Raw genomic sequence first — 25,804 nt, forward strand, 5'->3', positions numbered from 1 at the left:
CCGCTCCGAGGTGATCGACTCTACCATTTTTGGCAGGAGATTGCGCAAGCCAAGGTCAGTTATAAAACCTCAAGGACAATATCAATTGGAACGGGCCTCGCTTTTTAGGCTGGCAGGAAGGAGCCTATGCCAAAGGATAATCACTTTGCCAACGGAAGGACGTTGTCGGTCTTGCTGGATCGGACTTTGCTGGCTCTGTCCGCCGTGACCACAGCAATCCTTTTCGCTTGGCTGCTATACTACAGCAGTTACGGACTTTATCTCAGCTCCGAAGGTTCATACCTCAACTCCATGGCGAACCCGTTCCCCTACGCAATCAATTCGCCGCCGTCCCTTTTTGGCTTCGTCTATCACTGGCCGTATCAGTGGGCGGGTGGTGACATCGCAGTGCTTCGCATGGTGAACATCACGCTTACCATGGCGCTGGGCTGGATTCTCAGTTTCCTTGTGATCCGGCGCCTCTGGACAGTGAGCTGGCCGCATGCGGCGGTGCTATCGGCAGGGATCGCCAGCCTGGCGTTAGTCGCCTTTCACCTCTGGCTGCTTACCCCCAACTATAACACACTGACCTTTCAATCGCTCTTGATGGTGATGATCGGCTTGCTGCTAGCCGATCGGCCAGGGCGCGCCCGCCAGGTCTTGGGTTGGATACTGATCGCCGTTGGCGGCTGGTGCTGCTTCATGGCCAAGCCGACCACCGCTGCGGCCATTGCCCTCCTCGTTATACTCTATGTCGTCGTTTTGCGCCGAAAGTCGCTGCTGCCCATGCTTGGCGCAGCGCTGGTCGCTCTCGTTCTGCTAATCGTTACCGCCTATTTGATCGACCGCGGCATCACCGGGTTGGTGATCCGTATGGTCAACAGCGCTGATTTGGAAATTCTGCTGGGTGCCAGGCACGAGGTGTCATTCATGTTTCGGATTGACTGGCTCGCCATCAGTCGCGGGCAACTCGCTATCGCTGTGTTAATAGCAATAGCCCTTTTGCTTAGTATTCTCGTGGGGTCTACGCACAAGTTGCTCCCATCGCTCGCTCTCGCTGCGGTGTTGATCTTAACAATAGCGATTGCCCTGCTGGGGGCCGATCCGATCAGCATCAAGCCTTCGATGCTGTTCCTCGTGCCGGCCTTCACATGCCTTGGCGCGATGTTCTATCGTGGGGGATTGATTCTGCGCGCCCAAACGCCCAGCAGCGTCGCACTAGCGATAACCTTTTTGGTCTTGCCGCACGTGTCTGCGCTCGGCTCCAATCTCAACTACTGGTTCGCTGGTGCGAAGGCCGCCTTGTTCTGGATGCTCGCGGTCGTTGCCTTCCTAAGTCCTCTTGCGCAACAGGAACGCAGCGTCGCCACACTACTGTCCCTTACGGTGTTAGCACAGTTGCTCACTGCATCAGTGATCAATGCCGCCATTCTCAAGCCGTTGGGTCAGGTGAAAGATCTGCGCGCTTATACCGCTGTCACGCCCATGCCCGGTGGTGGAAAATTGGTGCTCTCGCAACCCCTCCACGACTATCTAGCCACGGCCAGATCCCAGGCTCGTGCGGCCGGCCTCGAAGCCGGTAGCCCTGTGGTCGATCTCACTGGCTGGTCGCCGGGCCTGCTGTTTGTGCTCGAGACGCGAGCGCTCGGTCTACCATGGCTGATCGGGCCATGGGAAAGTACCGAAGCGCATTTTGGTCAACCATGGCCTGTCGTGCCATACTCCGGCGGTAACGCGGCTGCGGTGGAAGCACTCGGACTTGAGAACTGCGCCGATCTAGCCAAGGCGTGGGTACTGATCGAGCCAGAGGGCCCGCATCGTTTTGACGAAGCCAGTGTCATGGCCTCTTTCGGAGCCGGGCAGGTGGACTATGTTGCCGCCGCTACGTTCGAAACCCCCGTCAATGATGGGCCTCATCCGGATGCTTACAGGCAGTTCTTGTTGAAGCCCGTACGTCCCGCCGCGCAGGCGCAGCAATCCTGCCGTGAAGCCAGGAGACAGCGGCCGGCTAGCCAGGAATGAGCCAACTCGGCGGCAGGGCCGATTCTACGGCACATCCTCAAAATCTACTCGCACCTGGCATGAAAGATTTGGTCATCTGCTGCGGCTACAAGGGCAATCTGATCAAGGAATACTTTCGCCAACTACTTCCGGTACGTGTCGGATATCACCTTTGACATGACAATAGCCGCATGGAAGTTCGCCAGCACGTACCGAACCTTGGAAGGTGACGCTGGCCAATACCGGCGAGACGACAATGACTGGCGGTCGGCTCAAGCGAGTTGCAAGTTACCTGACCGATGAAGACGCCTTCTGCTTCACTTATGGTGATGGTATGGGAGACTGAGCTGGTCCCGGTTATCTGAACAGAATCTCCGCATCGATAAGTGGAGCGTCTGCCGGGGTTAAGCCACCATGCGGGTTGGCAGCGGGTTGAAGTAGGCTTGATCCGGTGTGCCGCCGTCAAGGCTCGAGTGTGGACGCCGGCCATTGTAAAAGTCGAGGTATCGGCCGATCGAGGCGCGGGCGTCGGACACGCTGTCGTAGGCACGCAGGTAAACCTCCTCGTACTTGACGCTGCGCCACAACCGCTCGACGAACACGTTGTCCCGCCAGGCCCCACGACCATCCATGCTGATGGCGATGCTGTTGCCCGCGAGAGTGCCGGTAAAGGCCGCGCTGGTGAACTGCGAGCCCTGGTCGGTGTTGAAGACTTCTGGCTTGCCGTGACGGGCCAGAGCATCCTCCAATATCTCGACGCAGAACGCCGCCTCCATCGTGATCGAGAGCCGCCACGGCAGAACCCGGCGGGTCGCCCAGTCCAGCACGACGGCGAGATACACGAAGCCACGCGCCATCGGGATATACGTGATGTCCATCGCCCAGACCTGGTTCGGGCGCGTGATCTCCATGCCGCGCAGCAGGTATGGATAGATCTTGTGGCCGGGCTCGGGCTTGGTGGTGCGCGGACGGCGGTACAGCGCTTCTATTCCCATCCATCGCATCAGCGTTTTGACATGCCGGCGGCCGATCTTGCACCCCTCGGCAGCCAGCAGGCCTCGCAACATTCGCGAACCGGCGAAAGGATACTCCAGATGCAGCCGGTCGAGCCGCTGCATGATCGCGAGGTCGGCAGACGGCACCGGACGCGGCAGATAGTAAACAGCGCCGCGACTGATCTTCAAAACTTCCGCCTGCCTGGTGATCGACAGATCGCGCTCACGGTCGATCATCGCTTTGCGCTCAGCAATCCCGCCTTGGTGAGCGCGCCCTCTAAAAAACTAGTCTCGGCGCTACGCGCCCCCTGTGGGATAGAAACGGGTGGCTGCTAGGACTTCGGCCGGAAGGGAGCGGCCGTCACGATTTTGGTGGCATGTCACCCCGTTAAAAAACATGGTCCATGGGTTGTTGCGCACTTGAGAGTGGTGACGCCATCCGGCGATCCCGTTTAGGAATTTGACCAATAGCGCAACCCAGCCCTTCCGATGTCAGTAGGAGGATTGGAGATGAACCGGAAAACCTCGAAACCCAAAATCGACCGCATGATGCCGATGATCCACTCGAACGCGGCGGCCATCGACGTTGGGGCGACTATGCACATGGCTGCCGTAATGCCAGATCGCACGCCTGAGCCCGTGCGCAGCTTCGGTACCTTCACGGCCGATCCACATCGCCTGGTCAGCTGGTTTAGGGAATGCGGCGTCGAGACGGTCGTTATGGAATCGACCAGCGTCTACTGGATTCCATTTTTCGAACTCCTCGACGCCCGTGGCTTTACCGTATTCCTCGTCAATGCGCGCGATGCCAAGCACGTGCCCGGACGCAAGACCGACGTCAGCGATGCACAGTGGCTACAGCGGCTATATTCCTACGGTCTGCTTCGTGCCAGCTTTCGGCCCAAAGGCCAGATCGCCGAGCTGCGTGCGTACGTACGTCAGCGCTGAGACGATCGAGAAGGCGCTCACCGGCAGCTACCGCTCCGAGCACCTGTTTGCGCTGGAGCAGGCACTCTCCCTCTACGACGCCTACCACGAGAAGGTGTCTGCCTGCGACGCCCGGATCGAAGCCGTATTGAAGGAGCTCAGCATCTGTCGCGGTCGCAGATCAGATTCATTGCTGTCCCCAAGCCGGCCGAGATCCGATCAAGCGAACGGACTGGCCTTCGATGTCCGCGCGGCACTCTTCGCGTTGCTCGGAAAGGACATCACGCAGATCGACGGCCTCGGCCCCTACCTCTCGCTGAAGCTGATCGCTGAATGCGGCGACGACCTCTCCGCGTGGGCAAGTGCAAAACACTTCACCTCATGGCTAGGATTGGCGCCGAGCAATAAGATCTCCGGCGGGAAGGTGCTCTCGTCACGAACACGCCGTTGCGGGAGCCGGGCCGCGGCGCTCCTGCGCCTTGCGGCCGTAACTGTTGGACGGACCGACACCGCGCTGGGCGCATTCTATCGGCGGCTCTCCGCACGCATCGGCAAGGCCAAGGCGGTGACCGCCACGGCGCGCAAGATTGCCGTGCTATTCTATAACGCTGTGCGTCACGGAATGGAGTACGTCGATCCCGGCGCATCGTTCTATGAAACCCGCTATCGCACGCGGGTGATCGATAATCTGCATCGACGTGCCAAGGTGTTCGGCTTTGTTCTCCAGCCCATGGAGCCGGCACCCAGCGCAGCCGTTTCTTAGGAATCGTTCTCCAGCGTCAGTTCCCCGATTTTGGCGTGTAGCGACTTCATGTCGACGGTCGGCGCGGTCGATGCCGCGGGACCCGCCCCGAAAACGTCAGAGGCGCCGCCCTCCAGTTGGGCCTTCCACGCCGTAATCTGATTGGGGTGGACATCAAAATGCGCGGCCAACTGCGCCAGCGTTCGATCGCCCTTGATGGCGGCCAGTGCCACTTTCGCCTTGAAGGTCGGGGAATGTGTTCGGCGGGATCGTCTGCTCATCGTCGCTCCTGTGTACGGCAACTATCGCCGCATTCAGGCAGAAACTCCACTTATCGCAATGTTCAGATTTCCGGGTCCAGCTCACTGGTTCTGCGTCCCCGTGATCCTTGCAGCGCGCGCCTGATACGTACTGCACAGGCGTCGATAGTTCCACTTCGCTAGCATAGTAACAGTTTGGACGGGGAGAAGGCGGAGAAGAGACCGTCGCGCGAACCAAGAGAGATTACCGATCTCTGGGATGGGCGTGTCTGCAACCAGGGTTTCAAGGAAAGATCGCGGAAGAGCACCTGCCCGTGCAGGGGCAGCATACAGGATCGAATTGAAGCGGTACCACGGCTCGACGCGTAGATCCCTTCCGAAACGTTTGCGAATGATATCAAAGGCGGAGTAACCGTGCTTGGCAAATGCTGCTTGCCAGAAGGATAGAGGTCGCTCATTGATGTGATTTTCCCCGCCTTGGCCTGGAGTTGCCGCGGAAAACAGTATGAGCTCTGAGTGCGCCACCAAAGAATTGATCAACTCCATCGAGGAACTCGGCGGTAAGTGCTCCGCGACTTCCAGACAGGTGACTAGATCGTATCTTTCCCCGATATTGAATCGTTGTGAAAGATCGATCGCACGAAAATCAGTCGCGGGAATCAAAAGAGAGTCCTCACGCACGTAAGGTCCGTCCACTCCTCGCGCTATTGTAACACCTGAATTTCTCCACTCGCGTAACCAAGCTCCCCTTCCGCAACCGACATCAAGGACAGAAGTAATATCAAGCAGCGGCACAATAAAGTCGGCAAAGCACTTGGCCGAAACAATCGAGCCGCGCTCAATAGATTCAAAAAATTCGTCTGTATATTCGTGCAACTTGTTCACTCGCTGCGACCTCGGGCGATTGAGTCCACGATGAACAGTGGCCGATTCTTAGTGCTGAGATAGATCCGTCCAACATATTCGCCTATGATGCTCAAGGCGACCAGTTGAAAAAAGGACACGACGATGATCGACAGCATAAGACTTGTCCATCCAGGCACGACTGCTAGGTAAATCCAAGCGTAGAGCGAATAGACGGCCACTCCGCCAAATGCAACCAGCAAGCCGAGGGCGACGACCGATGAGAACCGCAGCAGGACCATCGAATATCCAAGAAACGCATCTGTCGCGAACCTAACCATTTTGGCGAGGGGATATTTCGTGGAGCCGGCATACCGTTCCTGTCGATCATACGCGAATGCGATCTGCTTGAAACCAATCGATGCAACCATCCCGCGAATGAAGCGGTCCCGCTCCGGCATTTGCGCAATGATGTCGGCTATCCTGCGAGACATCAATCTGAAATCTCCCGTGTCAACGGGAATCGAACCATCCGTCGAGCGCTCTAGAAGCCGATAAAAGATTCGCGCGGTCCATGTCTTAAGCCAGGTCTCACCAGCACGGCTATTTCGTTGGCCGTACACAACGTCGGCAGAGGTCTCCTTCATTATCTGAAGCATTTTGGATAGAAGCTCCGGAGGATCCTGTAAGTCCGCATCGATTATGAGGACAGCTCGTCCGCGAACTGCAGCGAGCCCAGCCGTAAGCGCGACTTGATGGCCGTAATTGCGTGAAAGTTTGATCGCCACAACGTTTTGGTGGACGGTCAAGGAGAACATGGCCTCCCAAGTTCCGTCTGTGGAGCCATCATCTATCAGAATAAGCTCGTAGCTCTCGCCAACCGCAGTCGCCGCACTACGACAGCAACGCCGAACTAGCTCGTGGAGGCCCAAGACCTCGTTGAAGCAAGGCACGACTATTGACAGATCGATGTCGCATATCCGAGAAAGTTCCATAGGGGACCGCAAACACTTAGGGGGAGCGCCCGCGTTTAGCTCATCAGCCTTCAAACTTCACCACTCAGGTATGGTAGGTACGCGAAGTCAGCTCATCGGGGCTCAAAATTCGCCCTGAAGGTATGAAACTTCACCTTGCGCCTGGATCTTCCGTCTTTTTCCTAACCCGGATATAGTTCTTTTCGCGCAGCTCATGCGCGATGCAGGTCTCCGATGATTGATGAAGTGAGCGTCTCCGGCCATCGACAAATAGGCAGCGAATTTTCGGACAATGAGTTCGATGAAGCCTATCCGCCCGGTTATGAGCGGCATTATTGGCACCGCGCTCGGGCCGCCATTGTGAAGAGCTATGTCCACACGTATTGTGGCCTTAGTGATACGCTGCTCGAAATTGGCGCTGGTCGCGGTCATTATGTTACTGTCTTGCGAAAAGCCGGGTTCGAAGCGTACGGCTGCGATCTAGGCGATCCATCGGTCCGCGAGGATGAGGCGAGGCCGTTCGTCTTTCCGAACACAGATTTCGCCGACCTTGATAAGGACCTCCACGACCGCGTCACCACGGTTCTGCTTTTGGACGTGCTTGAGCACATCGAGCAGCCCTCGACATTCATCGAAGCAATTTTTCGTGCCTTTCCGGCGCTGCGTTTGTTGATCATTACAGTGCCAGCGCGGCAAGAGCTCTGGTCGAACTATGATGAACATTACCGCCATTACCTACGGTACGATGCAAGTGAACTTCGCAAATTGGCGCTTCGATCGTGCCTTTCGATAAAATCCTACAGTTACTTCTTTCATGCGTTATATGTGGCGGCCCTATTGCTGAAGAAACTAGGCATGAAGCGTGACACTGCGCTTGGCGCGCCCAAGGCAGCCTGGTTGCACACACTATTGGGAATTGCATTTTGGGTGGAAAGCCGACTTTTGCCGAAGGATTTCTACGGCACGTCACTGATCTGCGCCTGCGCCAAAGATCTTCATGCACCACATCGTCCGGAATAGCCTTACATAGGTGTTCAAAATGCCCGGCTGATAAGCGAGGGTGAAAGGCGGCAGCGCGAGCACCTGATGCCGCAGGAGCAGGCCCATCAGCACGAGGGCGATCGGCAGATCGTGTCCGGGGAGGCAAAGCTTGGCAAGCGCGCAGGCCGACCAGATTGAAATATCGCGACTCTCGATCATTCCATTCACAAATTCGATAATCTGATTGGTTTGGCTGTTTGAGAGCGAGTAGAGGTGGTCCACATTTCTTCTAAGCTCTTGGACATTCTAGCTTGCCCCTCGTTGCAAACCGCCTCGACGTCGTCCGCCCCTCTGAAACCAAAGCCATGACGGCTCGCGCCGCCGAATTGCGTGATCAGGGCATTGATGTCATCACGCTCAGTCAGGGCGAACCGGATTTCGACACGCCCTCCGCGATCGGCGAAGCCGGCATCCAGGCCATCCGCAACGGACGGACGAAATACACGCCCGTCCCCGGAATCAAGCGGCTGCGCGAGGCGATCCGCAAGACTCTGGGGCGCGATCACGGCCTCGACTACGGTATCGACCAGATCACGGTGGGCTGCGGCGCCAAGCAGGTCGTCTTCAACGCGCTCTTCGCAAGTCTCGATCCGGGCGACGAGGTGGTGATCCCGGCGCCGTGCTGGGTCTCCTATCCCGATATGGTGGCGCTGGCCGGCGGCAAGCCTGTTCTCGTCGCGTGCAGTGAATTCCATGGATTCAAGCTGCGCCCCGAGGCGTTGGAAGCGGCGATCACGCCGCACACGAAGTGGCTGATGCTGAACTCGCCGTGCAATCCGACCGGTGCGGTGTACAGCCAAGGCGAGTTGCTTGCGCTCGCCGTGATGCTGCGCCGGCATCCCCATGTCCACGTGTTGTCCGACGACATCTATGAGAAGCTCACATATAACGATGCCTTCGCGACCATGGCCGTGGTCGCGCCAGACCTCTATGAGCGCACACTGACGGTCAACGGCGTGTCCAAGGCCGACGCGATGACTGGCTGGCGGGTCGGTTACGGCGCGGGACCTTTGGCGCTCATCAAAGCCATGAACCTCGTCCAGGGCCAGACCTCTTCGCATACCAGCTCGATTTCGCAATATGCCGCCATCGAGGCGCTGTCCGGCGGCCGGCGCCACATCAAGGAATTCGCGAGCGCATTTCTCGGGCGCCGCGATCTCGTCGTCGCCAAGCTGAATCAGGCCGAGGGGCTTTCGTGCCGGGTACCAGATGGTGCCTTCTACGTGTTCCCCTCCTGCGTTGGTGTTATCGGCAAGCGCACGCCAGACGGCAAGGTGATCGAAACCGACACCGATTTCGCCATGTATCTGCTCGACTCCTTCGCAGTGGCCGTCGTGCCCGGCTGCGGCTTTATGGCCTCGCCCTATATCCGCATCTCCTTTGCTTCCTCGCTTGAGGACCTCACGCGCGCCTGCGATCGCATTATCGCGGCCTGCGCGGCGCTATCTTGAAGGATCTCTCCGATGTCCGCTGCCAAACGCCTCCGCGCCCGCATGGCCGAGACCGCCCTTGTCCACATCATGGCCGCCCATAGCCCGTTTTCGGCAATCCTCGCGGAACAAGCCGGATTTGATGGCCTGTGGGCTTCCGGGTTCGAGCTGTCTGCACTTTACGGCCTGCCCGACATGAGCCTGATCTCGATGACACAGCATCTTGAGATGCTGCGGGCGATCGCCGGACGCACGAGGCTACCGATCGTCGCCGACATCGATACGGGCTACGGTAATGCGATCAATGTCATCCACGCCATCGGCGAATACGAGCGGGCCGGCGCCAGCGCCGTCGTTATCGAGGACAAGACATTCCCGAAAGTGACCAGCCTTGTTGCCGACGGCCGCCAGGAACTGCTGCGCATTGAAGAGTTTCAAGGCAAGATCGAGGCTGCGGTTTCGACAAGGCGAGACCCGAATTTTCTCGTCATCGCCCGCACCGAAGCGTTGATCGCGGGACTTGGCGAAGCGGAAGCCCTCGATCGCGCCAAAGCCTATGTGAAGGCTGGGGCCGACATGATCCTGATCCATTCGAAAAAGAAGGATCCTTCCGAGATCGAAAGTTTTTCGCGGGCCTGGGCCGGAGCGGTGCCGCTGGTCATCGTTCCGAACGCCTACCCGGATCTCGACGCCGAGCGCGTCAAGGCGCTCCGCAACGTGCGCATGATGATCTATGGCAATTATGGCATCCGCGCTGCTGCAACTGCCATGCAGGAGACCTTCCGCCGCATCATCGCCGACGGTGGCGTCCAGAACGTCCACAAGGACATTCTGCCGGTGGAGGAGATTTTCAGACTTCAGAAGATGGACGAGGTTAAGGCCGCTGAAGCTCGGTTCCTCCGCTGAACGCAACATTCCTTCCAGCCGCATCCGTCAAAGTTTCAATGCGGTAAGTGACGTCCCGGCGCCTATCAGGCGATCATGAGGCCGATGCTGTGTGGGTCGATTGCGAGGAGAGGCATCGACGGCCATTCCCACGGCGCACTTGAGATGCGGCTCCGGGGGTGGACGGTCAATTGACGTGTTGAAGCCTGACGGTACGGGTCGTACCGATGTTTAACCCGCGCAGGTTTTGTGCGCGAAGTGCTGCCCACAAGCAGCAATCCAGCTAGAAACATCAAATAGGATAGAAGCATCGAATAATGTGATGAAGTATCTTCGGTTGACGATGCCCAGCGTGAAATCAGCGGACATCCCAGAACCCGCCGGAATAGAAGATGGCCAGCGACGACGATGAAGTGCCGATCAACGCGATTCGCGTGTTCGTGGCGATTGCGCGAGAAGGAAGCGTCACGCGCGCGGCCAGCGCGCTGGGAGTGACACAGAGCTCGGTCAGCCGCTATCTCGCCGTGCTGCAGGAGTATCTGGGGACAGACCTTATCGCGCGACGCGGGAAACGGAGCGAATTGACGGAATTCGGAAGGCTTTTTGCAAACACGGTCGCCGAACCATTGGACACAGTGTGCTTCACCGCAAAAAGGATGCGCCGGCGGACTCGCCCAAGCGCCAATCGGATTGTGGTGCGCACGTCGCTTTCAACGTTCGCCTACTCGCTTCTGATTCCGAATCTCCAGGCATTTTCCGCTGAGATGGGCGGCGTCATCGTGGATGTCACGAGTTCGCTATCTCAGCCGACATCGTCGGACGACTACGACGTTTTGATTACGCGCGATCTTTCCATGATCGAACCGGCCGATGATTGGGAGGTCTACAACGAGCAACTCGTCTGCGTAGGCTCGCCAAGTCACGTGAATGGCAAGAACCTCTCGATCGTTCGCTCAATGCCAATTCTGAACATCACGTCGCGGCCCGACATCCTGCCCACCTGGCTGCGGGCGATGAGCCTGACTTTTGCAGACGTCAAGACGGGCGCGCGATACGATCACAATTACCTTGCTCTGCCGGCGGTCATGACGGGAAAATGCCTTCTGGTGGCGCCCGAAATTGTTGTCAGCGATTTGGTGCGCGGAGGCGTTCTGCACGTGGTACCGGGATCACGGACTGGCAGCGGCATGCAATATCGCGCCTACGCCGTCGACCGCAGCGACAATTCTGAAATCTCTCGGGCTTTTTGCCGGTGGCTCGTCCGTCTTTGCAAAAAGGCTGCCCTCCTCGAAGCCGCCTGACATCGCGTGAGCAATCGCGGCTCCTCTCAAGTAGCAAACCCGCGCTATTGAGACCGCTCTTCCTCGAAACCACAGCGGCAGCCATCTCGGGCGGTTGAGGGGAACCTTCATCACCGCCGTTACTTGGCCTCCAGCCGCCAAGTCCAGGACCCGCTGGAACCGGCTTACCAGCGCGCGATTTCGCAACGTCTCAAGCGACTCTAAAGTTTGGGCGGAAGCGAGCGCCGCGCGCGAGCCTGTTGATTAACCTGGATCATTCGCTCCGAGAGCCGCGAATGATAGGGCGCGCTCAGCAGCATCAAGAAGAGCGCCCGGTCGGCTTCATAGCGAGCAGCGGATCGGCTGCTCCTTGAACCTGTCATGACCAGCGTACCTCCGGTCGTGCGGACCGACCACACCCACCTTCGTCTGCGCCGTTCCAAGATAACGTCGAAGATTGGAAATCGATCAGACATGTCATCAGCCCCTCAACAGATAACCTCCCCCCGTAGACTGCACGTCTGCATCCATAGCCAAACCTATGCAGTGCCGGCTTCCTCTTCCGCTCTACCGGCTTTCCGTGCACTCGGTGTGGGTTCTCGGAAAGCTTTGATAGACCGCTTCGATCTGCCAATTCCTTGAGCGAAATTTCTTTCCGCGGCCAGCCCGCGCTCCGGTAGACGATGCTCATTTGGTCATTTCGGCACGCAGGTCTTAAGACGCGGAAAGTCGGTAGAGGGCGGCAGGTGTGTCGCCAAGGATCCGCCCTCGGCCGTCCTCGTCTGGGACGAGTTCCTCAAGCCACTCAAGCGTCTGCGCATAGGATGGCGCGTAGGCGTGGGCGGCCGTCACGTGCGGCCACTCCGAGCCCCAGAGCAGCTGTTTCGGCCCGAGGTCCTGCAGGATTCTGGCTGCAGCTGCCTGGGCCCAGCCATCTGGGACGCGTCCGAGCCCCGACAGCTTCACCCACACCTCGGCGCCCTGGGCGAGCGCGAGGAGCCGTGCGAGGCGTGGATCCCAAGCAGGATCGCGGACGTTATCCGCAAGTCCGAAGCCGCGGAAGACCAGTCGATGGCCGTCGGCCAGGAGCTGCTCTGCCAGGCGCTCACGCCCTTCGAGGCCACCCGACACCTCCAGATGGAAGCCCAGCTGGAGGGCGGCTTGAAGGGATTCGGCCAGGGGATCGGGATCGGTGAGGGTTAGCGCCAAACCCACGGCGCCTGATCGAGCCCACTCCTCCAGCACCTCAGGCGCCAGCGGTTGAACGAGGGGCGGAATGAGCCTCACCGTCATCCGGGCCTGGCTCGCCTGGGCGAAGAGCTCGGCCGGGTCGCCGTTCAGGAAGGCAGGCTGGACCAGGACCAGCCCAGTGATTCTGGATTCGCGCGCGGCGCCTTCCAGCGTTTCCATGGAGCCGTCGATGATGGGCGCAGCCTGCCTGCTCTTAAGACTGAAAGCATGCACCTCGCAGTCGATGCTCATGAAGCGCCCTCGCCGCAGAGCTCCGCCGGAACAACGATCAAAAGGCCGTAGCTCACACACATATCCATATCCTCAATGCCGGCGCGAGAGTGGAGACTTCCAGCTCCTGCTCAAGCACGCTGTCGGTGATGTCCGGCTGCGCGTCCGCGCGATGAAGATCTGCCGCCATGACCTCACCGATAGGGCCGGATCCGCACACGAAGTGTTCGCGCGCCACTGCAAATACAGGCTCTGCAGATGCTCTTGTTGGTCATTTGGCCAGCAATGTATGTCTCGTTGCGGAAAACACGTATGGGATGCAGATAAGTCAAGACAGTCCGGTTCTCTTGCAGTGACGCCATCGGAAGGCCCGCTCCTTGAGGCCTTATGGTCATTTCGCGCGATGCAAATACCTTGCAAGCTAACTTCAGGATCGCTCGCAACTCCGTGCGTATAAATGTCATCCTTCCGCCAATGCCACCGCCGACATTTGTCTCGATTGGTGCGCTGTGGCCGGCCGCCGTCATAGGCTTGCGGTCGACTCCAACCGTAAGGCCTACACGACATTTATACGTGCAGCATGACTTCTTTGGTGACACCGAACTCCCTTAGCCATCTCGCCTTACACATTATCTAATCCGGATAGCAGTTCCTTTTGCTTCAAGCTCGCAACGCAGGATCAAGTCACGCAGAAATCCAGCAATCTTTGCGCCATTACGCAGGATTCCAGAGAATTCTATCTTCGCCATGATTTGTGATTGCGCGGGCGATCGAAAAGGCAATCGCACCTGCCCCCCTCGCTTTCCGGCAGGCGGATGGCCGCAGGAATTGGAGCGGCCGGCGATTGAGCGTGGCAGGTCGAAGATAGTGGTCAGCCATAACAGCAGCAAACTCACCAGCAAATGCCATCCTGACCCAGGCTCGGGACATCAACGCCGTCGACACGAAGCTGCATGGGGCCTCGTTCAATTGAGCAGCGCACGCAGGCGGGGGTTTGTAAAAATTGGACACGTGAACCAGAAACGAAAGGCCATGACCGAGCCCATCGGGGCACTACTTGCCTGCAGCGCGGCGCGACCTCAGCCCTCGGCCGGCGCCGGGAGCGCGAAGCGCGCCGTGCCGGGCTGGTGGCCAATTTGCCGGCTGGCTCCTTGATCATAGCTCGATCATCGATTTTCAAGAGAACGACGACACGGCAGCCAGGAACGTTTGCAAGTTCAAGGCCTCGAATGACCACGACGGCAACTTCAGGCGTGCCAAGATGGCGAACCATGCCGGCTTCGTTCGTGACGGCGGTGCAGACGTCGATCGCGGAGCCCGATCGTGGGAGAACCGTCAAAGCCGCATCCACGGAGCAGATTTGGGCGCTCGGAGTGCGATCCAATCAGGATCCGACCACGACCGCTCCACCTCAAAGCTGAACAAAGGGATCAGATAGTCTCGGAGTATGATCGTGACGTGAGGTTCGCTGGCCTCATCCTCGGTCAACTGCCCGTTCTCATTGGCGTCCGCATATTGAGTTGTGGTCTGGATTAAATGTCTCCTTCCGAAGCAAAAACCTCACATGATCGAAAAGGAACAGAGCACTAGGCCTCAATAGCCGTATTCCTGCGATGGCAGCCGCCAGATCAACATGGATCGAATGGCTACCATCGAGATAGATGATGTCGAAAGTCTCTCGATTTCTTGCCAACCTGATCAGATTGAACAAGTATGTTGCTGACGGATTTCCCAGAAAGGTGATGTTTCGATCGGCGATGCCGGCCGCGGCCAGGTCGGCCCCGCGTTCGGCGCAAACATCTTCGAAATCCAAGCCCACATAGTCGATGCCGAGCTCGTCGATGGCCCTGAACCGCTGCTGCCTGAAGATCGGCCCTACGCCGATCTCGAGAAAGCGGCATCCCGGATTCTGCCGAAGGATCTTCACCAGGCGTGTATGAACCGAGTGCCTGTACGCCCGGTAGTTGCTGGGCAGAGGATGGCTACCGTCAAATAGGACGTCGTGACGGTCACCATTCATCATTCGTCTCGCAGTTGGTCGGAAAATACATCTGGCATGCCGTACCCACGGCCAAGCGCCTTCCCTTCCCGGTCACCATCAACGATGGCCAAGGTCGGACCGTTTCCGGCGAACACGGCGAGCCCAGAATGCCGACGGCGCGCTGAAGCCGAAGCAACGACATTCATGCCGGCACTTTGCTGACAGTGCGTAATGGGGGCGCTTGATCTCTGTTCGCTCCATCCGTCGTGAGCGCTGCCAAATAGTGAGCAAAGAGCGATATCGTCCGCGTGTGCGAATCGAGGGAACTCTTGTCGCTCCGTCCCGCCAGCCAATCGTCAAACAGCCTTTTGCGGCCAGCGCCCAGATCAGCGTTTCGGACAAGCGTGTCCCGCGCGGGATAAAGCCGTTCGCGTAAGGCTGCGCCGCCGAGGAAACCGGCATTCCGCCAAAGCGTGATGTGCGCCTCCCTTCTCAGTTGCGAATGAGCTTCCGTGCTCAAATGTGCGCGCTTGAAGATCCTGGCCTCGATCGCTGCGAAGGGACCGATATTCAAGCGGATGGTCTCGGACCCGTACCGTCCGTTCTTGTTGTAAACATCGGCAGGCAGTTGCCGCCAATTGCGAAGCGACACGCTGGTCTGCAGAAGGTCGAGCCGAAACAGGCAGACGGTCTCGCGGCTTCCGGCACGCCTTGCGGCTCCGGACGAGACAATATCCGTCTCACCCCAGAACGGTGGCGCGGGAAACAGTCGAGCGACTGGCGCGTCGCCGCGAAGCCTGCTCACCGGGTCTGGGCCAATCTGCCCGACCTGGTCAGCGGCGGTCGCCCGATGGACATCCAGCTCGACCGTCAGCCTCCCAAAGTGGTCCTCATTGTGAGCCAGAAGATCGGAGAGAATATCGATGTAGTGATAACCGGAATGGCAAAGCATTCCGTAGCCGTAGCGGTAAGGATGGTCCTCCCGGGAGAGGATCTCCTCCTCCGTGTTCCACACTCCCGCGTGATGCTCGATACCAATATAGGTGACCGGCGTGCCAAGGTTTCGGGAGGCGCGCCGCGCATAGCGTCCAATCAATTCGTAGACTGCGTTGTAGCGGCGCGGCGTCATGACCACGCAACGGCCGCCAGTCCGATCGCAGATCTCCTTGAGCTCGGCTACCGCACCAACCAGACGGTCCGCTGCAGGGAATCCATTCGACCCCATGGGCAGAACGACAGGCTTGTCGACCAGGCAATCAAGGCCAAGTCCAAGAGCCGCGCGAAGGTAGCCCAAATGAGCCTTGGGTTCGGTCGCGACGATCACTTTCGTGCCTGGACGCGCCAGAGCCGTCAGGACGTCCTCCCCATGGCCGGAATACCAGATCGCCCGTCGCCGGAGATCGGGTACCCATGAGAGGCTCGCCGGCTTGCAGGAGCGGGTCCGGAAAAAGGCATTCACATCGCCTCGCACGCTGTCGAGCTCGACGACATGGAACGCAGCTGCTCGACCGCTGGCGACGGCATCTTCGATCAGAGGAATATATTTCGCCCGGGCATAAGCACCGAGCCCAACAAGGATGATATCTCCTCGCATGCCTTCTGTTACTCTCTCGCTTTTGCCGCAATCAGAACTTCGGACACGATGAGGACGGACACTGGGTCGACCTCGCGGACGCCGACAAGGTGGGATACTGCCTCCTCGCGTACCGAGAACCGTTGATATGGAGACGCCTTCCGGGCATCGATCGTTTCGTCATGCACAGGCAAGCGCACGGTTCTCGATATTCTTCAGGAGAGCGACCTGGCTCGGGCATTGGCCGCAGCCGCTGTTCGCCCGAAATTTCTTGAGAGCCGGCGAGGTACGCCAAACCTTCTCCAGGTCGAATTCCGGCGATCGGATATTGCCGAGGAGGAACTCGCGGCTATCGGGATCCCCGACGACGAAGGAGCAGGGATACAAATCGCCGTCCGTAGAGAGGTAGACCGCGGTCGCACCACAGTCGCATTCGGTATATCTGACGTTTGGCCGCGGCTGCGACGTGTCGACGAAAATCGGGGGCGGCAGTTCGAGGCGTGATGAGCTGGGCTCCGCAGCAATCCCCATCAGGGCTTCCTGCAGCTCTCGAATTTCATCGGCCGAGCCCAACAGCGCATCCTCATTGCCAAGGGCAACACCTGAGGCGAACATCGGCTTGGTCCGGAAGGAGTAAACGCCGATGGACGATAGGAGCCGGTAGGCATCCAGCGCTTCACTGATATTGTGCCGGTTGGCCGTCATCCTGGCTTGCACCAGGACCCCGCAATTGACCGCCTCAGCCATCTGCCGGAGTGCGGAGTCGTAAACACCCGCCTTGCCCCGGAAGCGGTCCACGGTTTCCCGCTTTGCACCGTCAAAGCTGAACTGGAACGCTAGCTTCTTGGGATCGTCGAAGATCGAAACCACATCAGGAATTGGCACCTGGCCGAGCCCTCCTGTGTTCAATTGCACCTGAAGGCCTCGCTTGTTCGCATGGGCCATCAGGGCTGCCGTGCGCGGAAACACCAATTTCAGAAGCGGCTCGCCACCCGTCAAAGAGACCTTTCTCAGCGAATATTTGTCGACGAGAAGGTCGACGAAATTAATCATCTCCTCGATAGATAGTTGTGTTGGCTCCAAAAGCCGCTTGTATTGATCCCGATACTCTTCAGGAACATAGCAGTGCTCGCAATGAAGATTGCAGTAGAAGGATACGCAAATTCTCGCGTGGTTGAAGACAATGGGTAGCGGATGGTCGCTTGGCATGGCATCCTCCTAGCTTTCTCCCAGAAGAGTTGCAGCAGGATTTATGCCACCGCGACGCGCCGAATCGCTGACGACCTTGAGGGCGCAATGTCGCGATCCAAACAGCTTGGCGGCTTTTACACATTAACCGCGCTTGGTTTCAGACAGATGCGCCACTGCCCGCCCACTACAAGCCGACTTAATTTTAGCAGGACCGAAAAGACCATCCTTCAGTCAATGACCGAATCGCAGGGAGACGCTCAGTGGAACGGACAAGGGCGCGCCCCTGATATCGAGCTGCTTCGGACCCGCGGGCGCAGCCATCGATAAATCGTCACCACGTCAGCGCCTCGGCCGACCCGAATAGTGAACTCCGCCTCCAAGGTCGGCTCCGGCAGAATGGCCCGTTGCGCCACGTTGCTGTGGCCGTCGGAATCTTGAGTCGATGAATCCACTCGACGAGATGACGATCGAGGAAGCGCTGCGCGCCTGAAGGAAGGCGGCAGGGCGACCGAATCGTGGCAGTCTCTATTGGTCTAGCGCAGGCCTCGGAGGCGATCCGCACCGCGCTCGCCGTGGGCATCGACGTGGCATCCTGATGAAGGCGGATGGCGCCGTCGAGCCGCTGGCCACTGCTGATATCCTGAAGAAGGTCGCCGGGGAAGAGTTGCTTGAGTTTTAGGAACCTACCATAAGGGTGAACTTTTCCACAACTCCTGCTGGACGCCAGCTGAGCTTCGCCTGGCGCAAACCTGGACTACCGAGATCTTGCCCTCGATTAAGGAACGTTGCTTCGGCTCCTATTTCGCCTGCGAGTGCGTGAAGGACGTACTCATAGGCGCCTTTGAACTCTCGGTCGGCTTTCTCGTGGTGTTCCACAAACATGGTCGAGTTGAGCCGCTCGCCAATGGCGAAACCCGCGAGCGTCCCGCTTATCTCGACCACCACTCCCTTTAGCGGCAGCAAATCAAGGTGCTGGAGAGCGACTTTAACGGCGACGGTCTCCTCTTCTGCCGATTCTCGGCCAGCATCTTGCTCGCTTAGCCATCTCTCCTGAAGCTCAATGCACTCAGTTGCATCGCGAGCCTGCAGCGTCCGCACAGTCGGACTAAGATTAGCAAATCGCTTGACGAGATTTCTTTTGCCTTCGAACTTCTTGCCCTTCAACGTTATCAACTCGTCGACCTTGTAGTAGTAGTCACTATTGTCGCGATCGAATACGACGCACGCGTTTTGCGAAAGATCGTCAGAAAGGGGAGATGGGATACGCACCCATCGGTAAGTCCTAAGCCCAGGCAGAAGCTCACGCATTATCTCTTCTGGATGCTCTCCTATCGGAGGAAAGAACCGCAATTCGCTGTCCGATTTACGTTGATACGATACTAGGAGATGATCTCGATAAACACAAACCTGGTGATGTTTTACGTCGGCCCAGCAAAAAATGTTCGCAAATGTCATTTCGCAGCATCTAGGCGGGAATTCCGCAAAATATCGATCGAAGATCGTCTTCTGAGACATCGATATCGGCTGCATCGCATCCAAGATACACTTCATAGCACCGCGCCTCCTGCCAGTGCTCCCCGACCATTAGGCGTCTACTACGAGTCCCATCGCGGCAAGCAGCACTGAATTCCTTCGTAGTCGGCCTCAATGAGAATTCTTACTTGGACGACGTCCTCTTAGCTGCCTCTTCCATTTGGATGAGATGCGGCAGCGCAAACTGGTTTATGCGACGCAAGTAATCATTCTGGTTGGTCTGTATCAGATTCCGGTATCCAGCAATATAATTCGGGTTCTGACAGCATCGGCACATGAAGCTCTCGGCGAGAGAGTACTCCGAGCAATTGTAGTCTATCGTTATTTCATCGCTCTCGCCAGCGATCGCCTCGATAGCATTCAGAACGACAATTTCGGAGACGACCATGACGTAGGCGTTGGGGCGACAACTATGATTAACAAAGTCAATGTGACCACTACAAAGATGTCGATGACGATCAATCTGTATGGTTCTCTTGTTGGCCGTCCCTAGCACAGCTCCGCCGAGTCTTCCTACAACAGCGCCGCTCGATATTGATCTCCTCGAAAAAAGACCAAATCCATTTATATTCGATGACCCAACGAAGAGCCAAGCACTTGTCTCGTGAACGTAGTTATTCGAAGTCATGCTGCGAACTCTCTTTGGCTCCCCGACAGTCGGCGCGAAGTTGGCTGCCTACGGCTTTACCGCCTCACTGCTGTCTTCATCATCCCCCGCCAGCGATGGATCAATCTAAACGGCGTTGCGCCTGTCCTGGCAACCCATCAACTCTGATAGCCGATATTGCCGTGGGCGCGCGCCTGCGCTGGCGGAACTTAAGTGCTTAGGAATGTCTGCGGCTGCGCGGGTCAGCCTGACGACCTCTATTGCGACACAACCCGAGCTGTCAAAAAATGTGCAGACCGACCGCCATCATTCGGTAGCCTTCGCCGATCCAAGGAAGTCTGGAATACCGAAACTGGATGATTTCGGAAAGTCTCAAAGCGTCGATTTCGTCGAGGCCTCGGACCCTGTTGCACGCCGCGGCTCAGTAAGCGTCGCACGGCTCCCACCGCGTCTTTTACGATCTGCGATGCGGCAGATTCAGGATGTCTTAGGCGATCGATCTGCGTCTATGCTTGACCATCGCTTAAGTCAGACCTTAGTCGGCTGACGTGATCACGGAGGCGGCGCGACGTCGTGGTTTCCTAAGGACGACAAGCCCGGATTCCGGAGGAGGCGCTGGCGCCAAGCGTAGTCATTTCCGACAGTGCCCGCCGGCAAGGGGGAAACCGCAACAATTGTTCACATCGCGCTGGCAGGCACGCCCGCTACCAGTGCCGAAAACTGTCAATCCGCTGTGCACCTACAGTGGCAGAGACCACGGCACTACTTGCGACTTCTGCCGATGCGCGCTAGCGAGCGGGCCGTAAGGTAGTGTAGGGGCCTCCGAAATTCGAGCCGAGCGCGCTACAGTCCGTGCCCGGGGGCGGACGCAGTGTTGATTGCGACGTTGTCCGTGCACTGAAGGCGTTCGGCAATCTTCTCGTCCGGAACTGTGCGGGTGATGGTAGCAACTAAGCTGTCGCCTTTCGACTACCTCGGTGCGCCGTTTGATCTCGTCGTTGAGACGCTCGATCGGTTGGTCAAGTGCAGCTTGGTACGATGCTGCGGCGAGAAGGTCATATAGGCCAGCACGTCGGTCTCGGCTTCGTCGAGGAAGCCGGCAAGCTTGGGCAGCTCGGGGCGGAGCTGATCGGCGACCTTCCGCCACTGCGCCTTTGCGGCCTCGACATCGTCCTGGGCGAACGCAGTGGCGATGAAGGCGGATACGAAGCGCCGGCCGCTCTTGCCGGCATGCGCCAGCGCATTGCGCATGAAGTGGACGCGGCAAGGGTGGCGTTGAGCACCTTGGCCACGACGAGTTTGACACCACGCATGGCGCGGCGGGCGAGCTTGCGCAGGAACGCCGTCCGGCACGTCTCGGCCTGGAAGGGGGCCGATGTCCATGCCGAGAACTTCGCGCCGGCCGTCGCTATTGACGCCGACCGCAACGATCAGCGCAACCGAGACAATGCGGCCCTGCTGGCGCACCTTCACGTAAGTGACGTCGATCCAGAGATACGGCCAGTCGCCCTCGATCGGCGGGCGAGGAACGCCCTCACCTTGTCGTAGATCTCAACGCACAGCCGGCTCACCTGGCTCTTGGAGATGCCGCTCATTCCCATCCCCTGCACCAGGTCGTCCACGGGGCGGGTCGAGACGCCCTGCACGTAGGCTTCCTGCACCACGGCCGTAAGCGCCTTCTCGGCCATGCGGCGCGGCTCCAGGAAGCCCGGGAAGTAGGAGCCCTTGCGCAGCGTGGGGATCCGCGGTTCGACGTGCCGGCGCGGGTCTCCCAGGTTCGGTCACGGTAGCCGTTGCGCTGGGCCAGACGCTCGCCGCTCTTCTCGCCGTAGCCCGCCCCGGTCTGGCCTTCGACTTCCAACTCCATCAGCCGTTGGGCGGCAAAGCCGATCATCTCGCGCAGCAAATCGGCATCGGGGGGTCTTCTCCACGAGCGTGCGGAGGTTCATCATATTGTCGGTTATCGGTAGTTCCTCGGTTGCGTTGGCGTGCCGCAACCCGATCCTACCGGAGAACTGCCGGTGACCACCGCAAAGCCGCCCGCGCGATACGGCGCTATTTGAGGGCGCGCGTACGGACGGCTTTGCTCTACCGAGCTACACCATCGCTGGGGACACGGCCTCCGGATGCCCCACTCAGCTCATTCTCGATTACTCCACAGGCTTTGGCAGGCGGTGCGTTGATCCCGGTCCGGCGAAATATCCCCGTCGGCTGGTCCGGCGCTCTCGGCACCAATTTGAATTGGCACAAAAGCTCAGTGCCTTGCTCACGTGAGCAGCCCGTGGGGGAACGCGTTGCGCCGCGCTGCCTCGGAGATGCTCACACCGCTTCCAAAGGTCTCCACCACGATCCGGGCCTTTCCTCGCACGTTCATCGTCGGCGGCTACGTCCCCCTGTGATCACCTTGAGGCGAGGATAGGAATCACCTTCCAGTCTAGCATCAAGCAAGGCATTGGCCATTGTTCTACCTCCACCGATCCGTTCATACCGGGCTGTATCGCACGCTAGCCATGCTTAGCCAGGTGGAGACCTTCCGCTGGTTATCATGACCCGTGGGGCGGAGAAGCGTCAGCTGTCTGGGATGATTGACTGCTGAACAAACAATGCGACGAGGACAGTAGGCCAACGGTCGGGCGCACATCGAGCAAACCTACTAACCCTGGTGGGTTCACGCCGCGCCAACAGCTAAGATACCTTAGCTCGGTGCCCTCTGACATGCAGCATAGGAGAATAAGCAGCGAATGTGCGACAGGTCTAACGAACTCGGCCCTTGGGACCGCGATCACTTCTTCCACCCCGCAACACATGCTGGCGCTCATGCGAGAGGTGAAATCCCAACGCGCGTGATCGGCAGTGGCGAGGGGGTCTACATCACCGATACCTCCGGCCGAACCAGTCTCGACGCCTTTGCGGGCCTTTTTTGCGTGCATGTTGGATACGGCCGCCAGAAGATAGCCGAGGCGATTGCAAAGCAAGCGAAGAAACTCGCCTACTATCACGCCTATATCGGCCATGGCACGGAAGCCCCCATTACCCTATCTAAGATGATTATAGACCGTGCGCCGGGAGGCATGAGCCGCGTCTATTTCGGCCTATCTGGCTCTGACGCGAACGAGACAAGTATCAAACTGACATGGTACTACAATAACGTGCTTGGTCGACCGGAGAAAAAGAAGATCATCTCCCGCTGGCGCGGCTATCATGGCTCAAGCGTGATGACCGGGTCGCTGACAGGACTTAAACTGTACCACAACGCCTTCGACCTGCCGCGTGCGCCAATTCTGCACACTGAGACGCCCTGCTATTTCCGCCGCACCGACTTGACCATGAGCGAGGAGCAGTTCGCTCAGGCCTGCGCCGACAAGCTCGAAGAGATGATCATAGCCGAGGGTCCCGATACAGTTGCGGCGTTTATCGGGGAGCCGATCTTAGGTGCTGGCGGCATCGTTCCCCCGCCCACCGGCTACTGGAAGAAGGTGCAGTCGGTGTTAGATAAGTACGATATTCTACTCATCGCGGACGAAGTCGTCACCGGCTTCGGCCGTCTAGGGACAATGTTTGGCTCAGACCATTACGGCATTAGGCCAGACTTGATCGCCATCTCAAAAGGCCTGACCTCCGGTTACGCGCCGTTATCGGGCGTCATCGTCTCTGACAAGATTTGGCAGGTTCTCGTGAAAGGCTCCGATCAACTCGGCATGATTGGTCATGGCTGGACGTATTCCGCCCATCCGATCTGCGCTGCAGCCGGCATTGCAAATCTCCAACTGATCGATGAGATGGGCTTGATCGCTAATGCTCGCGAGATTGGCTCCTATCTCCGCGCGGCGCTGACCGAGGTGCTCGAGGGTCACCGAAACGTCGGTGAGGTGCGCGGAGACGGGCTGATGGCGGCGGTCGAATTTGTCGAAGACAGGGATGACCGTGCATTCTTCGATCCATCCAAGAAAGTTGGTCAACAGGTCGCCGCCGCCCTGCTTGAGCGTGGTGTAATCGGCCGGGCCTTGCCGCAGGGCGATATTCTCGGGCTCGCCCCACCGCTCTGCTTAACAAAGGACGAAGCCGATATCATCATTAAGAACACCGCAGATGCAGTCAATGCCGTGTTTGCCAGTACATAAGCTCGGCAGGCTGTAATGGACTCCTAGGTACCATAGCCATCACAAGCCTTGCGAGCGTTTAGTTGCTTGCAATGAATTGTTCGCAATCGAGCTTGCTTCAATGACACAGGCGTCAAGGAGGACTTGCAGGCTGATGGCGTCGAAAACTCCTTTGCGTCCTATGGCGACGAGTGAACTGACACGAACAGCTGAAGACCCACGTTGAAACTCCAGAGAACATCGCTTCTCAATCAGCTGGAATAGGGCGAGTCGCCCGGCTCCTCGGCGAACGACAGCAGGCTTTTTGTGCGATAGATGCTGGTCGGAGTTTTTCCAATAGCTTCACGAAGCGCCGCGAGGCTAAGCAGACGATCTGACTGCCAAGTCCACGATGAAAACACGTGCTCATGCGATACCTTTCGATTGCGCGCGGACTCTGCGATCCGTGGCACTCCTGATCAAACTTATCTAGGAACGTCCAGAGCTACCATTACACTTGCTTTCTTTGGAAGTGTCTGAATTCATGGATAACCATGATTCGGAGATCATGGAGGCAAGCCGCGTCGATTGAGGAGACGCTTGCGTTGTGGGCGGCGTCGCTTCGAGACATCAAGAAATGGATACGTCCGTTGCTCACGCAAGAGGATGTGGCGAATGCCGGCCTGCTCCTGCAAGGCCTGCTCGGAGATGAGCAGAGCAAGACCGGTTGGATGCGCGCGGAGGCGGCAGGCGATCCTGGCCCATGGCGGCAGCAGGCAATTTCTGGGGCGTGGGGATTGGGACGCTGATGCGCTGCATGATATCGTGCGCGACTATGTCATCGAGCATTTGAGGGATGACGATGCCGTGCTGGTCATCGACGAGACCGGCTTCCTCAAACAGGGCACAGCGTCCTGTGGAGTGGCGCGGCAATACACTGGTGCGGCGGGGACGATTACGAACTGCCAGATCGGGATCGTCGCGACCTACGTTTCACGTCATGGTCATGCGTTCATCGATCGCGCGCGCGATAGCCGCGTCTGTCCCATTCAAATGGGTTGCAGGTGACACCGTCTACGGCGTTGGCGACATCGAATAGCAATTGCATCGGGGACCTAGCCCCTCGGGCTTAATCCAGTTTGGAGTTCGCTCTGGCCCAAGACGACGACCAGAGCATGAAGCGTAATCGTTTTACGGAAGAGCAGATCATTGGGGCGCGGTGCGCAGGACGTCGACCTGTCCGTGACTGTGATGGGCCAGAAGCTTGCAGTGCCATTCTACTGCTCCCCGATAGCGCTGCAGCGCCTCTTCCATCATCGGGGAGAGCGCGCGGTCGCTGCTGCGGCGGCAAAACACGGCACTTTGTTCGGCGTCTCGTCGTTGGGAACGGTCAGTCTTGAGGAGCTACGCAAAACGCACGACACGCCGCAGGTCTATCAATTCTATTTTCATCGGGATCGTGGGTTGAACAGGGCCATGATGCAGCGTGCCAAGGAGGCGGGAGTCGAGACCATGATGCTGACGGTGGGCAGCATCACCGGTGGAAACCGCGAGCGCGACCTTCGTACCGGCTTCAGCATCCCCTTCAAATTGACGCTTGCCTGGATGACACAATTTGCCGTCAAGCCGATGTGGGGCATTAACTATGTCACCCACGAGCGATTTAGACTGCCGCAACTCGATGAGCATCTAGACATGAGCGGCGGCGCCATGTCGATCGGTCGCTATTTCACCGAGATGCTCGATCCCTCGATGAATTGGGACGATGTCGCCGAGATGGTACAGATCTGGAACGGACCGTTTTGTCTCAAAGGCATCATGTCGCCGGACGACGCAAGGAAGGCGGTCGACATCGGCTGCGCAGGAATCGTCCTGTCGAACCATGGCGGCCGCCAACTCGACGGATCGCGCGCCGCATTCGATCAGCTTGCCGAAATCGTCGATGCTGTCGGCGATCGGATCGATGTGATGATGGACGGCGGCATGCAGCGGGGAACGCACATCATCAAGGGTACGCATCCG

General features: G+C 58.4%; 19 protein-coding genes and 5 pseudogenes. 9 read left to right on the forward strand and 15 right to left on the reverse strand.

The features are described from left to right. Positions 1-126 precede the first annotated feature (126 nt). Entirely contained in the window at positions 127-2,001 is a 1,875-nt protein-coding gene (locus ACP2YP_RS33740) for a hypothetical protein (RefSeq protein WP_426420539.1), read from the forward strand. A 383-nt stretch (positions 2,002-2,384) separates the two neighbouring features. On the opposite strand, the pseudogene ACP2YP_RS33745 reads toward ACP2YP_RS33740, so the two are convergent. Then, a pseudogene (locus ACP2YP_RS33745) lies at positions 2,385-3,260 on the reverse strand (IS3 family transposase); the annotation flags it as partial. 225 nt (positions 3,261-3,485) lie between these two features. Between ACP2YP_RS33745 and ACP2YP_RS33750 the strand changes: the two are divergent. Further along, positions 3,486-4,665 (forward strand): annotated as a pseudogene (locus ACP2YP_RS33750) (IS110 family transposase). Between the two features lie 2 nt (positions 4,666-4,667). On the opposite strand, the pseudogene ACP2YP_RS33755 reads toward ACP2YP_RS33750, so the two are convergent. The 3 genes and pseudogenes from ACP2YP_RS33755 to ACP2YP_RS33765 all read right to left on the reverse strand — a co-directional run. Next, positions 4,668-4,925, reverse strand: a pseudogene (locus tag ACP2YP_RS33755) (transposase); the annotation flags it as partial. An 81-nt stretch (positions 4,926-5,006) separates the two neighbouring features. Beyond that, positions 5,007-5,789, reverse strand: a complete 783-nt coding sequence (locus ACP2YP_RS33760) for a methyltransferase domain-containing protein (protein WP_426420540.1) — start codon at positions 5,787-5,789, stop codon at positions 5,007-5,009. Further along, positions 5,786-6,742 (reverse strand): glycosyltransferase family 2 protein, encoded by a 957-nt coding sequence (locus ACP2YP_RS33765; RefSeq protein ID WP_426420542.1) that lies wholly within the window; start codon positions 6,740-6,742, stop codon positions 5,786-5,788. Before ACP2YP_RS33765 ends, ACP2YP_RS33760 begins: the two co-directional genes overlap by 4 nt. A 213-nt stretch (positions 6,743-6,955) precedes the next feature. On the opposite strand from ACP2YP_RS33765, the gene ACP2YP_RS33770 reads away from it, so the two are divergent. Continuing rightward, on the forward strand, positions 6,956-7,741 hold the full coding sequence (locus ACP2YP_RS33770; RefSeq protein ID WP_426420544.1) for a class I SAM-dependent methyltransferase: 786 nt from the start codon (positions 6,956-6,958) through the stop codon (positions 7,739-7,741). Here the strand turns inward: ACP2YP_RS33770 and ACP2YP_RS33775 are convergent. Next, positions 7,688-7,984: a hypothetical protein gene (locus ACP2YP_RS33775; RefSeq protein WP_426420546.1), complete on the reverse strand. Its 297-nt coding sequence runs from the start codon at positions 7,982-7,984 to the stop codon at positions 7,688-7,690. The two genes, ACP2YP_RS33770 and ACP2YP_RS33775, sit on opposite strands and share 54 nt — an antisense overlap. 29 nt (positions 7,985-8,013) lie before the next feature. On the opposite strand from ACP2YP_RS33775, the gene ACP2YP_RS33780 reads away from it, so the two are divergent. The 3 genes from ACP2YP_RS33780 (at position 8,014) to ACP2YP_RS33790 (ending at position 11,378) form a co-directional block, all read left to right on the forward strand. Then, positions 8,014-9,213 (forward strand): pyridoxal phosphate-dependent aminotransferase, encoded by a 1,200-nt coding sequence (locus ACP2YP_RS33780; RefSeq protein WP_426420548.1) that lies wholly within the window; start codon positions 8,014-8,016, stop codon positions 9,211-9,213. A gap of 12 nt (positions 9,214-9,225) precedes the next feature. Then, on the forward strand, positions 9,226-10,098 hold the full coding sequence (locus ACP2YP_RS33785) for an isocitrate lyase/phosphoenolpyruvate mutase family protein (protein WP_426420550.1): 873 nt from the start codon (positions 9,226-9,228) through the stop codon (positions 10,096-10,098). Positions 10,099-10,469: 371 nt separating this feature from the next. Beyond that, positions 10,470-11,378: a LysR family transcriptional regulator gene (locus ACP2YP_RS33790; protein WP_426420552.1), complete on the forward strand. Its 909-nt coding sequence runs from the start codon at positions 10,470-10,472 to the stop codon at positions 11,376-11,378. A gap of 693 nt (positions 11,379-12,071) precedes the next feature. Here ACP2YP_RS33790 and ACP2YP_RS33795 read toward each other — a convergent pair. The 9 genes and pseudogenes from ACP2YP_RS33795 to ACP2YP_RS33835 form a co-directional block, all read right to left on the reverse strand. Continuing rightward, a complete protein-coding gene (locus ACP2YP_RS33795) occupies positions 12,072-12,839 on the reverse strand; it encodes an amidohydrolase family protein (RefSeq protein WP_426420554.1) in 768 nt (255 codons plus the stop codon). Between the two features lie 608 nt (positions 12,840-13,447). Beyond that, complete coding sequence (locus tag ACP2YP_RS33800) at positions 13,448-13,714, reverse strand: hypothetical protein (RefSeq protein ID WP_426420556.1); 267 nt, start codon at positions 13,712-13,714, stop codon at positions 13,448-13,450. A 602-nt stretch (positions 13,715-14,316) separates the two neighbouring features. Further along, entirely contained in the window at positions 14,317-14,841 is a 525-nt protein-coding gene (locus ACP2YP_RS33805; RefSeq protein WP_426420558.1) for a hypothetical protein, read from the reverse strand. 160 nt (positions 14,842-15,001) lie between these two features. After that, positions 15,002-16,393, reverse strand: coding sequence for a hypothetical protein (locus ACP2YP_RS33810; protein WP_426420560.1), 1,392 nt, complete (start codon positions 16,391-16,393; stop codon positions 15,002-15,004). A 159-nt stretch (positions 16,394-16,552) separates the two neighbouring features. Then, positions 16,553-17,581 carry a radical SAM protein gene (locus tag ACP2YP_RS33815; protein ID WP_426420561.1) on the reverse strand — a complete coding sequence of 343 codons (1,029 nt, stop codon included), beginning with the start codon at positions 17,579-17,581 and terminating at the stop codon, positions 16,553-16,555. 657 nt (positions 17,582-18,238) lie between these two features. Then, a complete protein-coding gene (locus ACP2YP_RS33820; RefSeq protein ID WP_426420563.1) occupies positions 18,239-19,114 on the reverse strand; it encodes a DUF2156 domain-containing protein in 876 nt (291 codons plus the stop codon). Positions 19,115-19,220: 106 nt separating this feature from the next. Then, on the reverse strand, positions 19,221-19,724 hold the full coding sequence (locus tag ACP2YP_RS33825; RefSeq protein ID WP_426420565.1) for an SET domain-containing protein-lysine N-methyltransferase: 504 nt from the start codon (positions 19,722-19,724) through the stop codon (positions 19,221-19,223). Between the two features lie 948 nt (positions 19,725-20,672). Beyond that, the gene (locus ACP2YP_RS33830) at positions 20,673-21,176 is read right to left on the reverse strand and encodes a transposase (RefSeq protein ID WP_426420566.1); all 504 of its coding nucleotides are present in this window, start codon (positions 21,174-21,176) and stop codon (positions 20,673-20,675) included. Beyond that, a pseudogene (locus ACP2YP_RS33835) lies at positions 21,173-21,597 on the reverse strand (transposase). The gene ACP2YP_RS33830 and the pseudogene ACP2YP_RS33835 overlap by 4 nt, the downstream one beginning before the upstream one ends. Positions 21,598-22,444: 847 nt before the next feature. On the opposite strand from ACP2YP_RS33835, the gene ACP2YP_RS33840 reads away from it, so the two are divergent. Then, positions 22,445-23,824, forward strand: a complete 1,380-nt coding sequence (locus ACP2YP_RS33840; protein WP_426420568.1) for an aspartate aminotransferase family protein — start codon at positions 22,445-22,447, stop codon at positions 23,822-23,824. A 230-nt stretch (positions 23,825-24,054) separates the two neighbouring features. On the opposite strand, the gene ACP2YP_RS33845 is transcribed toward ACP2YP_RS33840, so the two are convergent. Continuing rightward, entirely contained in the window at positions 24,055-24,255 is a 201-nt protein-coding gene (locus ACP2YP_RS33845) for a GTP-binding protein (protein ID WP_426420569.1), read from the reverse strand. Between the two features lie 235 nt (positions 24,256-24,490). On the opposite strand from ACP2YP_RS33845, the gene ACP2YP_RS33850 reads away from it, so the two are divergent. Further along, positions 24,491-24,850 (forward strand): transposase, encoded by a 360-nt coding sequence (locus ACP2YP_RS33850; RefSeq protein WP_426420571.1) that lies wholly within the window; start codon positions 24,491-24,493, stop codon positions 24,848-24,850. Between the two features lie 147 nt (positions 24,851-24,997). Continuing rightward, positions 24,998-25,792, forward strand: a pseudogene (locus ACP2YP_RS33855) (alpha-hydroxy acid oxidase); the annotation flags it as partial. Positions 25,793-25,804: the final 12 nt, after the last annotated feature.

The sequence above is a fragment of the Bradyrhizobium genosp. A genome (assembly GCF_049949275.1).
Classification (GTDB): Bacteria; Pseudomonadota; Alphaproteobacteria; order Rhizobiales; family Xanthobacteraceae; genus Bradyrhizobium.

What these genes read in the sequence shown, in the direction of transcription:
- ACP2YP_RS33740 (WP_426420539.1), top strand. Translation starts at nt 127, where the DNA reads ATGCCAAAGGATAATCACTTTGCCAACGGAAGGACGTTGTCGGTCTTG.
- ACP2YP_RS33765 (WP_426420542.1), bottom strand. Translation starts at nt 6,742, where the DNA reads ATGGAACTTTCTCGGATATGCGACATCGATCTGTCAATAGTCGTGCCT.
- ACP2YP_RS33770 (WP_426420544.1), top strand. Translation starts at nt 6,956, where the DNA reads ATGATTGATGAAGTGAGCGTCTCCGGCCATCGACAAATAGGCAGCGAA.
- ACP2YP_RS33785 (WP_426420550.1), top strand. Translation starts at nt 9,226, where the DNA reads ATGTCCGCTGCCAAACGCCTCCGCGCCCGCATGGCCGAGACCGCCCTT.
- ACP2YP_RS33790 (WP_426420552.1), top strand. Translation starts at nt 10,470, where the DNA reads ATGGCCAGCGACGACGATGAAGTGCCGATCAACGCGATTCGCGTGTTC.
- ACP2YP_RS33795 (WP_426420554.1), bottom strand. Translation starts at nt 12,839, where the DNA reads ATGAGCATCGACTGCGAGGTGCATGCTTTCAGTCTTAAGAGCAGGCAG.
- ACP2YP_RS33805 (WP_426420558.1), bottom strand. Translation starts at nt 14,841, where the DNA reads ATGATGAATGGTGACCGTCACGACGTCCTATTTGACGGTAGCCATCCT.
- ACP2YP_RS33810 (WP_426420560.1), bottom strand. Translation starts at nt 16,393, where the DNA reads ATGCGAGGAGATATCATCCTTGTTGGGCTCGGTGCTTATGCCCGGGCG.
- ACP2YP_RS33815 (WP_426420561.1), bottom strand. Translation starts at nt 17,581, where the DNA reads ATGCCAAGCGACCATCCGCTACCCATTGTCTTCAACCACGCGAGAATT.
- ACP2YP_RS33820 (WP_426420563.1), bottom strand. Translation starts at nt 19,114, where the DNA reads ATGAAGTGTATCTTGGATGCGATGCAGCCGATATCGATGTCTCAGAAG.
- ACP2YP_RS33825 (WP_426420565.1), bottom strand. Translation starts at nt 19,724, where the DNA reads ATGACTTCGAATAACTACGTTCACGAGACAAGTGCTTGGCTCTTCGTT.
- ACP2YP_RS33840 (WP_426420568.1), top strand. Translation starts at nt 22,445, where the DNA reads ATGTGCGACAGGTCTAACGAACTCGGCCCTTGGGACCGCGATCACTTC.
- ACP2YP_RS33850 (WP_426420571.1), top strand. Translation starts at nt 24,491, where the DNA reads ATGAGCAGAGCAAGACCGGTTGGATGCGCGCGGAGGCGGCAGGCGATC.